Annotated in this window: 11 protein-coding genes; 4 read left to right on the forward strand and 7 right to left on the reverse strand. The window is 60.8% G+C overall.

The genetic code is table 11. The features are described from left to right. The first annotated feature begins 165 nt into the window (after nucleotides 1–165). The gene (locus ACP26L_RS29490; protein WP_426455140.1) at nucleotides 166–621 is read left to right on the forward strand and encodes a GNAT family N-acetyltransferase; all 456 of its coding nucleotides are present in this window, start codon (nucleotides 166–168) and stop codon (nucleotides 619–621) included. Between the two features lie 257 nt (nucleotides 622–878). Beyond that, complete coding sequence (locus tag ACP26L_RS29495) at nucleotides 879–1,493, forward strand: pyridoxamine 5'-phosphate oxidase family protein (RefSeq protein ID WP_426448858.1); 615 nt, start codon at nucleotides 879–881, stop codon at nucleotides 1,491–1,493. 202 nt (nucleotides 1,494–1,695) lie between these two features. Here ACP26L_RS29495 and ACP26L_RS29500 read toward each other — a convergent pair whose 3' ends face one another. Then, nucleotides 1,696–2,574 carry an AraC family transcriptional regulator gene (locus ACP26L_RS29500; RefSeq protein ID WP_426448860.1) on the reverse strand — a complete coding sequence of 293 codons (879 nt, stop codon included), beginning with the start codon at nucleotides 2,572–2,574 and terminating at the stop codon, nucleotides 1,696–1,698. Nucleotides 2,575–2,847: 273 nt separating this feature from the next. Here ACP26L_RS29500 and glsA point away from each other — a divergent pair, with 273 nt between their 5' ends. Further along, complete coding sequence (glsA, locus tag ACP26L_RS29505; RefSeq protein ID WP_426448862.1) at nucleotides 2,848–3,792, forward strand: glutaminase A; 945 nt, start codon at nucleotides 2,848–2,850, stop codon at nucleotides 3,790–3,792. 202 nt (nucleotides 3,793–3,994) lie between these two features. Further along, on the forward strand, nucleotides 3,995–5,128 hold the full coding sequence (locus ACP26L_RS29510) for an amidohydrolase family protein (protein ID WP_426448864.1): 1,134 nt from the start codon (nucleotides 3,995–3,997) through the stop codon (nucleotides 5,126–5,128). Between the two features lie 460 nt (nucleotides 5,129–5,588). Here the strand turns inward: ACP26L_RS29510 and mmsB are convergent, their stop codons facing one another. The 6 genes from mmsB to ACP26L_RS29540 form a co-directional block, all read right to left on the reverse strand. Further along, a complete protein-coding gene (gene mmsB / locus ACP26L_RS29515) occupies nucleotides 5,589–6,752 on the reverse strand; it encodes a multiple monosaccharide ABC transporter permease (RefSeq protein ID WP_013920245.1) in 1,164 nt (387 codons plus the stop codon). Nucleotides 6,753–6,755: 3 nt separating this feature from the next. Beyond that, the gene (gene mmsA, locus ACP26L_RS29520) at nucleotides 6,756–8,285 is read right to left on the reverse strand and encodes a multiple monosaccharide ABC transporter ATP-binding protein (RefSeq protein ID WP_426455142.1); all 1,530 of its coding nucleotides are present in this window, start codon (nucleotides 8,283–8,285) and stop codon (nucleotides 6,756–6,758) included. A 101-nt stretch (nucleotides 8,286–8,386) separates the two neighbouring features. Further along, nucleotides 8,387–9,514, reverse strand: coding sequence for a multiple monosaccharide ABC transporter substrate-binding protein (gene chvE, locus ACP26L_RS29525; protein ID WP_426448866.1), 1,128 nt, complete (start codon nucleotides 9,512–9,514; stop codon nucleotides 8,387–8,389). A 147-nt stretch (nucleotides 9,515–9,661) separates the two neighbouring features. After that, nucleotides 9,662–10,885 carry a response regulator transcription factor gene (locus ACP26L_RS29530; RefSeq protein ID WP_426448868.1) on the reverse strand — a complete coding sequence of 408 codons (1,224 nt, stop codon included), beginning with the start codon at nucleotides 10,883–10,885 and terminating at the stop codon, nucleotides 9,662–9,664. A 6-nt stretch (nucleotides 10,886–10,891) separates the two neighbouring features. Then, a complete protein-coding gene (locus tag ACP26L_RS29535) occupies nucleotides 10,892–12,778 on the reverse strand; it encodes a cache domain-containing sensor histidine kinase (protein ID WP_426448870.1) in 1,887 nt (628 codons plus the stop codon). Beyond that, nucleotides 12,768–13,778 carry a substrate-binding domain-containing protein gene (locus tag ACP26L_RS29540; protein WP_426448872.1) on the reverse strand — a complete coding sequence of 337 codons (1,011 nt, stop codon included), beginning with the start codon at nucleotides 13,776–13,778 and terminating at the stop codon, nucleotides 12,768–12,770. Before ACP26L_RS29540 ends, ACP26L_RS29535 begins: the two co-directional genes overlap by 11 nt. Between the last annotated feature and the right edge of the window lie 189 nt (nucleotides 13,779–13,967).

Below are 13,967 nucleotides of genomic sequence, written 5' to 3' on the forward strand. Positions count from 1 at the left end.
GGACCGCTGAAGCGGCAGGCCCGGACGGACAAGTGGACTAATCTTTTTAATGATAATTGGATCTATTCGATTGTCAATGAAGCAGGGTATGATACCCAAGATAAGATCACTCCGGTATGAACCCATGCAAAGGAGCATCAGGATATGACCATCCCTTCCTCACCGATCCGCATCATCACTGCCGGACCCGCCGAACTTGAGGCCGTTGTCCCGCTCTTCGACGCTTACCGCCGGTTCTATGGGCAGCCTTCCGACCCGGAAGGGGCGGCACGCTTCCTCGAAGGCCTGATGGCCCGCGGAGAATCCGTCATCCTCCTCGCCTGCCAGGAGGATCCGCCGGAAGCGCTGGGTTTCACCCAGCTCTACCCCGGCTACTCTTCCGTCTCGATGAAGCGGCTCTGGACGCTCAATGACCTGTACGTGCGGCCCGAAGCACGGGGCCGCGGGGCCGCAGCCCTGCTGCTGGAGGCGGCCGAGCGGCTCGCCCGTGAGAGCGGCGCCAAGGGGCTCCAGCTCGAAACGGCGCCGGACAACCTTACGGCACAGCGCTTGTACGAGCGGATGGGCTATGTAAGAGACGAGGCCTACTGCCACTATTTCCGCAGCACGATAGGGGATTAAGCATTGAAAAGTTAGTGAAGAGAACGCCTATCACCGGGATAGGCGTTTTTGACATGCTCGGGGACTGGAGAGCCGCTTTCCGTATAACGGGAACAAGGGCGGCCAGTAAAGGACAAGGTGCGCCATGCGGTCACCGCCTGATGATACCAGCCTCTCTTGCCGGGCGATTGGTACAATAGAAAAGCGCATAATTGGATCTTTTGAACATCCACTTGTTCCCTTATGATGAATAAAAATCATCGACGGAGGAACAGCCCATGAGAAGAAAAGAATTTTCCGTAGAGGAACAAAACGAAATCGACGCCTTCCTAAGCGGGATGTCTTACGGTTACCTGGCGACGGAGGGAGCGGACGGCTGGCCGCATCTCACGCCGCTGAACTACGCCTACTGGAACGGGAATATCTACTTTCACGGGTCCCGCGCCGGCAGCAAAATGAAGGAGATCGCCCAATCGGACAAGGTGAGCTTCGCCGTCTCGAAGGAGTACGCAATCGTTCCATCTTACTTCACGGACCCGCGTCAGGCCTGTCCCGCTACGGCGTTCTTCAAATCCGTGCATATCCGCGGAGTCGCCGAGCCCGTGGAGGATCTGGACGAGAAGGCCGGCGCTCTCTCCTCCCTGATGGAGAAGCTGCAGCCGGAAGGCGGCTATGCGCCCATCACGGCCGAAGACCCCGAATACCGCGGAGAGCTTCGCGGCGTCTCGGTCGTCCGGATCACGGTCAGCGAGCTGACCGCGAAGTTCAAATTCGGCCAGAACCTGAACGAGGAGCGCCGCACCCATATCGCCGATAGCCTGAAGGAGCGCGGCCGTCCGGACGATGCGGAGACCGCTGAGCTCATGCGCCGCTTCTGCCCCCATCACCAGTAATCAAGAAGGCTGTTCCAGCGCAGAGGAGGTTCTGCGCAGGAACAGCCTTCTTTGAGTCTGACAGATGGCTTGCAGCGGATCACGTGAGCCGGTCTTACCAACCGCACGGCGGTTGCCCAGGCAGCCGTTCCTTCAAGCTGCCCGCTTGACACTGTCCGCGCACGGATTGCATGGCCACGCGACCGCCGGCCCTCCTCCCCGGTTATTCGTCCCGCTGCCAAGCCTCAACCCCCAGGCGGTACTGCAGCGGCGTGAGACCGGTCTGCTTTTTGAACACGGCGCTGAAGTACTGCCTGGAATTCATTCCGATATAGCCCGGAATCTCGATGACGGGAATATCCGTCTTGGCCAGGAGCATCTTGGCCTTCTCGATGCGCAGCGCCGTGAGGTATTCGACTATCGAGCTTCCCGTATGCATCCGGAAGATCCGGTGCAGGTAGCTCGGATGCAGATTCACGGCCTCCGCCAGCTCCTTCACCCGGAGATCACAGTCGTAGTGATGATGCAGGTAGGAGATCACCTTTTTGACGTAGAGATCTCCGGGATTCGCCTGCCGCTCCTCCGCCTCCGCCGCCAGCCGGGCCACGCGGAGCAGCAGCTGGGACAGCAGCAGCTGGACCATGAAGCCGCCCCGGCTTTGGTCGCTGAGCTCCAGTACCAGACTCTTCAGGGTATGATAGACGTCGCCCGTGTCGCTCAGCACAAGATAAGGCCGCACGCGGCCCAGCATCGCGCGCAGAACTTCATTCTCCTCGGCCAGCTGCCGCAGCGACGGAAACACCCCCTGCTTCGGCCCCGGCACGAACTCGACGTTCAGCATCCGGCACACGGTATCCTCCTGCACGATCAGCCGGTGCGGCACCAGCGCGTCGATCAGGATGAGATCCCCTTTCCCGAGCTGCTCCCGGCCCTCCGCGAACTCGACCGCACACTCCCCGGAGATCACATACATAATCTCGGCGGCACGGTGGGTATGAAACGGCATCTGAAACCCGTTCCACTGCTTGGAATAGTACGCTACCGTCCGGAGATGGCATTCTTCCTCCAGATATCTCGGATGATACAGGCTGGCATGCTCCATTGGCCCCTCCACAGACGCTCCGTTTCGTCCTTACAAGGAATATAATCCCATGATGCGCGGGAAGGAGCCGCTTGTCAACTGGAGCAGCCGTGAGGCCTCATTCGAGGTTCACGGCGCGGTACCGGGTCAACCGCTTCTCTCTCGTAACCCGTGCATGCCCGCTCTCCAATCTTCCGCCTGCCCGCCTGCCGGCCTCGGCCTTATGCTTTTCTTCCTCCCCAAAAAAGGCTATGCTAGTACATATAACGAACCATCTGCTGAGGAGGGTGACCGATGAGCCCGAAGACCGATATGGAACTCATTGCCGAACAACTGCCGGAATGGCTGGAAGAAAGCCGCAAATATACCGTCCTCGGCCGGCCCGCCTCCTATATTCCCGAGCTGGCGTATGCTCCGGCGGATGCCTTGGGGGTCACGGTGATGGCAGCCGATGGCACGGAAATCACCGCGGGGGACTGCGGACTGACGTTCACCATGCAGAGTATCTCCAAAGTGTTCACCCTGCTGCTGGCCCTGATGGACCACGGCGAGGACGGCGTCTTCCAGAAGGTGGGCATGGAGCCGACCGGTGACGATTTCAACTCGATGCTGAAGCTGGAGCTCGTGCCGCCCGGCATCCCGTTCAATCCGCTGATCAACGCCGGAGCCATCGCCATCTCTTCACTGATCCACGGCGTGTCCCCAGCGGACAAGCTCAGCCGGATTCTTGCCTTCTTCCGCGAGGTGTCGGGCGATCCCGACCTCACTTATAATGAAGCGGTATACGCCTCCGAGTCGGCCCACGCACACCGCAACCGGTCGCTGGCCTACTTCCTGAAGGACAACCACGTGCTGGACGGCGATGTCGAGGAGGTGCTCGACCTGTACTTCAAGCACTGTTCCATCGAGGTCACCTGCCGGCATCTGGCCCGCATGGCCCTTGTTCTCGCCCTGAACGGCAAGGACCCGGTAAGCGGCCGCGAGTTGATTCCAAGGCGCTATGTCGCCATAGCGAAGACGTTCATGATCACCTGCGGCATGTACAACGCCTCCGGCGAGTTCGCAATTAAGGTCGGCATGCCGGCGAAGAGCGGTGTGGCCGGCGGCATCCTGGCCCTTGTGCCCGGACGCTACGGCGTCGGCGTCATTGGCCCTGCGCTGAACCATAAGGGCAACAGCACGGCAGGCGTGCATCTGCTCCAGACGATGTCGGAGGCAATGGAGTGGAGTATATTCTAGAGCACTCGGATTACAGCGATCAGGCGGATGACCTTCCGGCCGCAGGCCGGGGAGCACCGCCTTTTTGGCATGCTCTTTTTTCCAGACTTCCCGATGGGCTGAAAGATCTTTTTTTGCCGGGGGGATATTGTATCTTTTTACCAAAACGGATACGATGCAACTAGATCGGTAATCGCTTTCAAATCGAAAGGAGGTGCGCCCCTTGTCCCCCATATGGAAAACCACGCCTGTGATCACCGCCGGCCTGCTCGTTCTGCTCGCCGGCGGCACTCTGCTGTACCGCAGTCTCTTCCCGGGCACGGGTCCCGTCCCCGCAGGCATCTCACCTCCTCAGCAGATTCCCGCCAATACAAGCCATCCGGCCGCAGCCGAAGCGCCTGCGAGGGTGACGGCCAAAAGCACGACCGAGCTGCTGAGACAGTACGGCGGGATCCCGCTGATCGACGCCCATAATCACGATGCCGAAAGCTATACCTCCAAGCTCGATACGTGGTCCCGCCTTGGCGTGGACCGCATCGTGCTCTTCGGCGACGTATCGGAGCCTTCGGCGGTCCGGACGGACGAGATGGCCTGGAACGCCTACCAGCAAGCTCCGCAGACCGTTATCCCTTTTTCCTCCGGAATCCATCTCCTGGAGGAATCCGGTCTCAAGATGGCGCGCGCCAATCTGGAGAAAGGCTTCTTCGGCCTCGGCGAGCTGGCGGCCGCCTCCACCCGCTCTCCCGTGCTGGCCAAGGTCGCCTGGAAGACCAAAGATCCGATGGACGGCATCCTGCCCCGTCTCTATGAGCTTTGCGCCGAATACCAGGCTCCGCTGCTCCTGCACATCGATCCTCCGAACGGCCCTGCCGGTCAGAAGCTGGAAGAAGCGCTGGAAGCTTACCCCAAAACCACGTTCATATTTGCCCATGCCAATGCGTTTAACTCCCCCGAGAACCTCCGGAAGCTGCTTGAGCGGCACCCGAACCTGTATATGGATTTCTTCGCCGGCTTTACGGCACTGAATCCGGAGAGCTCCCATACTTTGGCGGACTTCGTGCCGGTCATGCGGGAGTACCCCGACCGCTTCATGCTCAGCACCGACTCGGGCTTCGGCCTGCCGGGCGGGGAAGAAGCGGCAATCGAGAGCATGTACAGGCTGCTCGATGCGCTGGACGACCCCGGGCTGCAGGAGAAGATCGCCCATCGGAATCTGGAGACGCTCATCCACCGGCAGCCGGCAACGGCGACCCAGCGGGAAGCTATCGCGAAGCACAACGCGTCCACAGGGCATCGTCATGATGCAGCCGTATTGACCAAGGCCGAAGCCGGCCTGATCTTGGCCGGGAAGGAATAAAGCGCAGACCGTCCGTTCCTGCAACCGCCACAAAGCGGCGTACAGATCCACAGGGCTCCTCTTCCGGAACCCGGACGCCAAGTGAAAAGAAGATCGCTTCAGCGTTCAACCCTCCAGCCGGATGGGGGGCGTTCCCCTTCGCCTCCTTGCCCCACGAAGCGGCAATCCACGCCCGCTGGTCCGGAGGCTATGTCCGTGAGCAACCTGCCTTATTTATAACGGAAGCGCAGCCGCTCTTCCAGCGTCGGAATAGCTGACGGCCCGACGGTACGGCTCGCGCGCAAAAACGCCAGCCGGCCGAGCCCCCTGCCCGGCTAACAGGACCGTCCGCTGCGCATACAACACCCTGCGGCGCGCAGCCATCGCAGCCGCACGATGCAAAAAAGGCTCCGGAGCCATCTCGCCCCGGAGCCTTTTTGGCCTTCCCTTCCTTTTTCACCCTCCAACCCTTATGAATCCATCAGCTTACGCCTTTGTTCTTATTATAGATGTCGAACCCTACCGCGAGAAGCAGCACCAGGCCCTTGATGCCCTGCTGCCAGTCGATGCCGAGGCCGACGAGCGACATCCCGTTGTTCATGACGCCCATGACCAGGCCGCCGACGATCGCGCCGATGACCGTCCCAATCCCGCCCGAGGCGGATGCGCCGCCGATGAAGCACGCTGCGATCGCATCGAGTTCGAAGTTCACACCGGCCTTCGGTGTGGCCGAGTTCAGACGCGCTGCGAAGATCAGACCCGACAGAGCAGAGAGCACGCCCATGTTCACGAATACCCAGAACGTGATGCGCTGCGTTTTGACCCCGGACAGCTTCGCCGCTTTCTCGTTGCCGCCGAGCGCATAGATGTGACGCCCGACAATCGTACGGTTCATCACGAACGTATAGATCACGATGAGTACGAACAGCAGAATGAGGATGTTTGGAATCCCTTCGTAGGTCGCCAGCACATAAGTGAAGATGTTGAGCACGGCGACCATCGCCGCCAGCTTCAATGCGAACAGCGCCCCGGAACCAACTTCGAAGCCATATTTCTGCTGCGTACTGCGCTTTCTCCACTCGGAGAATACAAGGATCAGTGAGAGGACGATACCGATGATGATCGTCAGCATGTGGATTTTGCCGCCGAACGCATCGGGCAGGAAGCCCGAGGAGATCTTCTGGAACGTCTTCGGGAACGGCGCAATGGATTTGCCGTCGAGCACGATCATCGTCAGGCCGCGGAACAGGAGCATGCCGGCCAGCGTGACGATGAACGACGGAATCCGCACATACGCGACCCAGAAGCCCTGCCATGCGCCGACGAGGGCGCCAATGAGCAGCGAGATCAGCATCGCAGGCACGAAGTGCATCTGCATATCCACCATGAGAATGGCGGAGATTGCGCCCACGAAAGCCGCCACCGAGCCGACCGACAGATCGATGTGCCCCGTGATGATGACAAGCAGCATGCCGATCGCCAGCACGAGAATGTATGAGTTCTGAAGAATGAGATTCGTAATGTTAAGCGGCTTGAGCAGAATGCCGTCCGTTAGAATCTGAAAAAACACCATGATGAACAGCAGCGCGATCACCATGCCGTACTGCCGGATATTGCCCCGGAAAAGCTCCTTAACCGTATTCATGCCCTACCCCCTGGTCTTCGTCATGTATTTCATGAGCTTCTCCTGCGACGCCTCAGCCCGCGGGAATTCGCCGGTGATCCGGCCCTCGCTCATGACATAGATCCGGTCGCACATGCCGAGTACCTCCGGCAGCTCCGACGAGATGATGAGCACGCCTTTGCCCTCAGCCGCTAACTGGTGAATGATCGTATAGATCTCGTACTTGGCCCCGACGTCGATGCCGCGGGTCGGCTCGTCGAGGATCAGCAGATCCGGCTCCGCGAACATCCACTTGCTGAGCACCACCTTCTGCTGGTTGCCCCCGCTGAGATTGCCCGTCTTTTGCAAGATGCTCGGCGACTTGATATTCATCTTCTTGCGGTAGCTCTCCGCCTCGACCACTTCCCGGTTCTCGTCCACGACGCCGCGCTTCGAGATCTTGCCGAGATTGGCCAGCGTGATGTTCTGCTTGATATTGTCCATGAGCACGAGCCCGTAGTGCTTGCGGTCCTCCGTCACGTAAGCGATGCCGCTTCCGATCGCCTCTGGAATGCTGCGCAGCTCGAGCTGCCTGCCGTCCTTGATCATGGTGCCGCTGATCTTCTGCCCGTACGACCGGCCGAAGATGCTCATCGCCAGCTCCGTGCGGCCCGCCCCCATCAGTCCCGCTATGCCTACGATCTCGCCCCGCCGGATCTGGAGGTTGATATCATGAAGCACCTGCCGGTCCGCCTGCTGCGGATGGAACACGTTCCAGTTCTTGATCTCGAAGATCGTCTCCCCGATCTTCGGCTCGCGCTCCGGATAGCGCTGGGTCAGGTCGCGGCCGACCATGCCTTTGATAATCCGGTCCTCGGTAATGTTGTCCCGGCGCATATCGAGCGTCTCGATCGTCCGGCCGTCCCGCAGGATCGTGATGGAGTCGGCCACCTTCGAGATTTCGTTCAGCTTGTGCGAGATGAGAATCGACGAGATGCCCTGCCGCTTCAGCTCGAGTAGCAGCTGCAGCAGATTCTCGCTGTCGTCCTCGTTGAGAGCCGCCGTCGGCTCGTCAAGAATGAGCAGCTGCACACGCTTGGCCAGCGCCTTGGCGATCTCCACGAGCTGCTGCTTACCGACGCCGAGCTGGCCGATCTGCGTGTTCGGGGACTCGTGCAGCCCCACCTTGCCCAGCAGCTCCTTCGTGCGCACAAACGTCTCGTTCCAGTCGACGACGCCCCCTTTGGCCCGTTCATTGCCCAGAAAAATATTCTCCGCAATCGACAGGTACGGGATCAGCGCCAGCTCCTGGTGAATGATGACGATGCCGAGGCTCTCGCTCATCTTGATGTCCTTGAACTGGCATACCTGGCCCTTGAACAGGATGTCGCCCGTATAGGAGCCATGCGGATAGACCCCGCTCAGCACCTTCATCAGGGTGGACTTGCCGGCCCCGTTCTCGCCCATCAGGGCGTGGATCTCGCCTTCCTTCACCTGCAGGTTCACCCGCTCGAGCGCCTTCACGCCGGGGAATTCCTTCGTTATGTTCTTCATCTCCAGGATGATGTCCGTCAATCGTCTCACCACGCCTTCTTGTCAGTTCTCTGAATACCTGTCAAAAAGGGATGGGCGACAGGGACAGGCCGCCGTCACTCCATCCCTTGCTCTTCGCTGCCTTACTTGGCCAGCTGGTCCTTCGTGTAGTAGCCGCTGCCGACGAGCACCTGCTCGTAGTTCGCCGCGTCTACGGATACCGGCTCGAGCAGGAAGGAAGGCACGACCTTCACGCCGTTGTTATACGTCTTCGTGTCGTTGACTTCCGCTTCCTTGCCCTTCAGCACCGCGTCCGCCATGGCCACGGCTTTCTTCGCCAGCTCTCTCGTGTCCTTGAAAACCGTCTGCGTCTGCTCTCCGGCGATAATCGACTTCACGGAAGCGAGCTCCGCGTCCTGGCCGGTAATGACCGGAAGCGGCTTGCTGCCGGAGCCGTAGCCCACGCCCTTCAGCGAGGACAGGATGCCGATGGAGATGCCGTCATACGGGGAGAGGACCGCGTCCACTTTCTCCGTCGCATAGTTCGCGCTCAGCAGGTTATCCATACGGGCTTGTGCGGCTGCGCCGTCCCAGCGGAGAGTCGCCACCTGCTTCATGTCCGTCTGCTTGCTGCGCACCACGAGCTTGCCGGAGTCAATGTAAGGCTTCAGGATGGACATCGCGCCGTCGAAGAAGAAGTACGCGTTGTTATCATCCGGCGAGCCTGCGAACAGCTCGATGTTGAACGGCCCTTTGCCTTCCTTCAGGCCCAGCTTCTTCTCGATATAGGATGCCTGCTGCACGCCGACCTTGAAGTTATCGAAGGTCGCATAGTAGGCGACATGCTCGCTCTTCTTGATCAGGCGGTCATACGCGATGACCTTGATGCCGGCCGCGTTCGCTTTGTCGAGCGCATCCGTCAATGCTTCGCCGTCTACGGCGGCGATCACGAGCACCTTCACGCCCTTGGTGATCATGTTCTCAATCTGGGATACCTGGTTCTCCACCACGTCCTCCGCATACTGCAGGTCCGTCTGGTAGCCGAGCTTCTCGAACTCCTTCACCATGTTGGCGCCGTCGCTCACCCAGCGCTCGGACGACTTCGTCGGCATCGAGATGCCCACCTTGCCCGCCTTGCCGTCGCCGCCGCTGCTTCCGCCCTCTGTCTTGGCTGCGCCGCCTGTCGTTTCCGCCGCGCCGCCCCCGCCTCCGCACGCCGCCAGGCTGAACAGCAGCACGAGAAGCATCATCATTGTGACCGCTTTCTTCATCGTTTCGAATCCCCTCTCTATCGTTACATTGTGTGGTGATTTGCTATGTCTTCACTCTACCACCCGGCCCCGCCGGCGGTCTTTTGACAGAACCGCACACTTTTTACACAAATCCTACTTTTGGCCCCAACGCAAAAAAAGGACGGATCATTCGATCCGCCCCTCCGTATACACCACGCCGCGCCGATACTGATTGGGCGAGACGCCCATCACCTTCTTGAACGCGGTGCTGAAATAATGCTGCGACTCGTAGCCCGCCCGCTCCGCGATCTCGCCGACCGGCAGGTCCGTGCCTCCGAGCAGCTGAACCGCCAGCTGGATGCGCATCTGTGTCACCAGCGAGACGAACGGCATGCCAAGCTCCTGCTTCAGCACCCGGCTCAGGTACACCGGCGACATCTGCAGCTCCGCCGCCGCCGACTCCAGCGTAAGGCTGCTGTCCGTGAAACGGTCGCGGATGTACTGCCTCGCCCGTCTTACGATCGGAGAGATCTGCAGCTCCTCGTACACCTTCGTCCGGCAGTGACGGTACACGGACGCGACCTCGGTCACGGAGCCCTCCACCTGCTCGAAGCAGAGGTGCACGGTCAGCTTGAGGTACGTCTGCACCGCCCGCTCGATCTCCGCGTAGACGCTCTCCGGCACCGCCTCCCACAGACATACGACCAGAAGCCCCATGGCGTCGCGGAACATCGCATGCCGGTAAGGCTCAAGCAGCTCCGCGGTTATATTCTCGATGGCAAACAGCAGCAGCTGCCGGTCGCTCTCCTTCATGAGCCGCTGGGGGGCGGACGACTCCGGCCAGCGGATGATGCCCAGGCGCAGCGGCGCTGAGGCCGGCAGCTCGAGGAAGTGCAGCTGCTCCAGGATCTCCTCCTCGGTCATCGTGCCCTCCACCCACTCCAGACAGAAGCGCTCTCGCAGCAGCGGAAAATTCTTCGAGATCTGCTTCGAAGCCATAGCGAGATAGCCGTTCTGCTTCTCGGCCAGCTCCAGCTTGCGCCGCACGTTCCCAAGCACCGTGTGCAGCTGCTTCGGGTCGGCCGGCTTCAGGATGTAATCGTCCACCTCCAGGCGGATCGCTTCCTGGGCAAACACAAATTCATCATGCCCGGTAATGACGACGATCCGGCTGTCCGGCAGTTCCACGCGCACCCGCTTCATCAGCTCGATACCGTTCATGATCGGCATGTTGAGGTCGACGAGGAGCACCTGTGCGCCGTGCGTCAGCGCCAGCTCCAGCGCTTCCTCGCCGTCCTCGGCCTCTGCCACGACCTCCATGCCAAGCGACGACCAATCGACCGCATCGCGGATGCCTTCCCGGATCCAAGGCTCGTCGTCGGCGATGAGCACTTTCCACCTTTTTTCCATAGCTGATCATGCCCCTCCTTCGCTTGTACGCTTGACCGGCTGCAGTCCATCCCGCAGCAGCGGGTGAATGATGGTCACCGTGGTGCCCCGTCCGGCCTCGCTCTCGATCGTCAGCCCGTACGAGGAACCGAACGCCAGCTGGATCCGCGCCTGTACGTTCATCATGCCGTAGCTGACCGGCTCCCGCGGCTCTCCCTGCTCGTCGTCCGAAGCGGGCGATGCCGCCAGACGCTCCTGCAGTTCCCGCAGCTTCTCCGCATCCATCCCCGCTCCGTCGTCTCGGACCCGCAGAAGCAGCAGCCCCCAGCGTTCCTCCGCCTCCACGGCGATATGACCGGGGCCGCGGCGCTCTTTGATCCCGTGGTAAATCGCATTCTCGACGATCGGCTGCAGCACGATTTTCAGCACGGAGACGTTCAGCAGGTGCTCCGGCACGTCGATCGTATAGTTGAGCTTATCCTTGTAGCGCGACTTCTGGATCGTGAGATAGGAGCAGATGTGCTCGATCTCGTGGGCGAGCAGAATCCGGTCGCTGCCCTTGCTGAGGCCGATGCGGAACAGCCGGGACAGGGACTGTACGACCTCGGCGACGTCCTCGGCCCCTTTTTTGCGGGCCATCCAGTGGATGGTATCGAGCGTATTGTACAAAAAATGCGGCTTGATATGCGCCTGCAGGCTCCGCAGCTCCGCCTCGCGCTTCTGCCGCTCCTGCCGTTCGGTCAGCGTGAGCAGCTTGTCGATCTGGGCGATCATCGTATTGAAGCTGCGCCCGAGGTTGCCGACCTCGTCCCGGCGGTCCCCCCAGTAGCGGACCGTCAGGTCCCCCGACTCCGCGATCCGCATGAACGACATGAGCTGCACGATCGGGCGGGAGATCGAGTGGGAGAGATAGTACGAGGCCGCAATGCCGAACAGGCAGACGATGAACACAAAGCACACCACATAAAACCCGATCTCCTGCGCCTCGAGCGCCGACTCCTCCATCGAGAACACGCCGACGGTCGTCCAGTTCGTGAACGGGGATGCCCGGTAGATGAACTGCAGCTTCTCCCCGCCAACCTCCTGTGCGAAGGTGCCCGATCCGTGATCCTCGAGCCATTCTCCGGGAATCCGGCTCACCAGCGGACGCGGAGGTGCATAGATGACGTCCCCTTGGTCGTCGATGATCGTGAGGTAGCCCGATTTGCCGAGCCGCACATCCTTGGCCGTCTCCGCGATGACCCGAAGCTTCAGGTCAATGAGCACGACGCCCTTCACCGCCTGGGTCTGCGGATCGAGAATCGCCCGGACGGCCGACACGACTTCGCTGTCCTTGTAGCTGACGTGGGTGGTCACGTTCCGCCCGTGGGGATGCCCCACCATCGTAAAAATCCCCTTGCTCGCCACCGCCTGCTTGTACCACTCCTCCTCCGTCAGGCTTCGGGAAGAGCGGGCGTACATTTCGTTCGAAATATAGTCCCCCTGCGCGTTCACCAGCAGCACGCCGGCCACCTCGGGGTACAGCGTCGTGAAACCCTGCATGAACTGCCGGATCTCATACTCCTCCGCCGCCGCACCGCGCTGGGCCGCCCCCGGCCCCCGCTCCAGGAACCGTTTCACCTCCGGCTGGAACGACAGGAAGTACGTGATGTTCTGCATGTTCCCCGCGTACGCTTCCAGCGTCTTGTTCACCTTGCCGATGAGCTGCAGCGTGTTCTCGCTCACCTGCTTTTCAATGATCCGGTCCACCGTCCACAAGATGCTGCCCCCAAGCAGCACCGACGGCAGGATGATGATGAGCAAAAAATGAATGATGAGCTTGTCCCGGATCGGCAGGTCATTCATCCGGTATCTTCCCGTCTTGGTTTGGGGCCGCACGCCCGCCAGTATCCGCCAGAGTCTGTTATTTGGCATAGAATTGCTCCACATTGTCACCCGTCACCACCGTGATGCCCGTGTCCACATTCCCCGGCAGCGAGGAGGCGGCGGCTTTCGTCCCTCCGCCCGGACCGGTCAAGCCGTGATGCTGGTGGAACAGGAACTGGAGCGACCAGTACCCCATATTCCACGTCCCCTGCGCGAGGGTGGCGGAGATGGCACCCTTTTTGACCATGTCGAGGGTGTCCTTGTCCGTGTCGAAGCCGATGATCTTCACCTTCCCGGCCGATCCCGCCTCCTGCACCGCTTCGCCGACACCGACGCCCCCGTTCGCTTCCGTAGCAAATATCCCGTCCACCTCCGGAGACTCCTTCAGGATGTCGGCTGCCGCCAGCTTCGAGTAGATCCGGTCCCCGCGCCCGTCCTTCACGGACTGCAGCCGGATCTGCGGAAACTCCTTGCTGAGCGTGTCGATGAATCCCTGCTTGCGTTCCTCATGGTTGAGCTGCCCCGGCAGCGTCACCACCGCAGCCTCCCCTTGGCCGCCAAGCAGCTCCGCCATCTTGCGGGCCGCCGTGACGCCTGCATTGTAATTGTCCGTCGACAGGAACGACAGCGCTCGGCTCTCCGGCGCGCCGGAGTCAAAGAGAACGACGGGAATGCCCGCGTCCACCGCCTTGTTGATCGCCGCCGTCAGCTTCACGGGGTCGATCGCCGACAGCGCGATGCCCTCCGGCTTCTTCGCGATCACCTGCTCGAGCACAGTGATCTGCTCATGCACGTCGTACTGCGTCGCCCCGCGGTATTCGACAGACACGTTCAGCGCCTGAGCCGCGTCCTCGAAGCCCTTCAGCGAGGACTTCCAGTACTCCATGCCGGACTGAAACGTGACCATCACGTACTTTTCGCCGATCTCCCCCCGCAGCCCGTCATGCGCGCCCCCCGCCCGGGACGACACCTCCCGCGTATGGTACTGAACGACATACAGGATGAAGGTACCGATCAGGATGGCGTAGATCCACAGCAGCTTTTTCATAGGATCGATTGTAACCCCTTTCATACGTGCGGAAAAATTGGCACACTTCGACACAAGTGCCGGCCCTCATTGTAGCGCCTTCCGCGCTGCGGGGCAATGAGGAACGTGTCGGAGGAGGGTTGGAGGGGAACGAGCTGCAGGATGGGGCACGCCCCGCCTCGCCCTTTCCCAAATAACGGAACTACGATG

The organism is Paenibacillus sp. S-38 (assembly GCF_049942825.1).
In the GTDB taxonomy this organism is placed as follows: Bacteria; Bacillota; Bacilli; order Paenibacillales; family NBRC-103111; genus Paenibacillus_G.

Excerpts from the sequence above, each read along its gene's own strand:
- ACP26L_RS29495 (WP_426448858.1), top strand. The coding sequence starts at position 879 with ATGAGAAGAAAAGAATTTTCCGTAGAGGAACAAAACGAAATCGACGCC.
- ACP26L_RS29500 (WP_426448860.1), bottom strand. The coding sequence starts at position 2,574 with ATGGAGCATGCCAGCCTGTATCATCCGAGATATCTGGAGGAAGAATGC.
- glsA (WP_426448862.1), top strand. The coding sequence starts at position 2,848 with ATGAGCCCGAAGACCGATATGGAACTCATTGCCGAACAACTGCCGGAA.
- mmsB (WP_013920245.1), bottom strand. The coding sequence starts at position 6,752 with ATGAATACGGTTAAGGAGCTTTTCCGGGGCAATATCCGGCAGTACGGC.
- chvE (WP_426448866.1), bottom strand. The coding sequence starts at position 9,514 with ATGAAGAAAGCGGTCACAATGATGATGCTTCTCGTGCTGCTGTTCAGC.
- ACP26L_RS29530 (WP_426448868.1), bottom strand. The coding sequence starts at position 10,885 with ATGGAAAAAAGGTGGAAAGTGCTCATCGCCGACGACGAGCCTTGGATC.
- ACP26L_RS29535 (WP_426448870.1), bottom strand. The coding sequence starts at position 12,778 with ATGCCAAATAACAGACTCTGGCGGATACTGGCGGGCGTGCGGCCCCAA.
- ACP26L_RS29540 (WP_426448872.1), bottom strand. The coding sequence starts at position 13,778 with ATGAAAAAGCTGCTGTGGATCTACGCCATCCTGATCGGTACCTTCATC.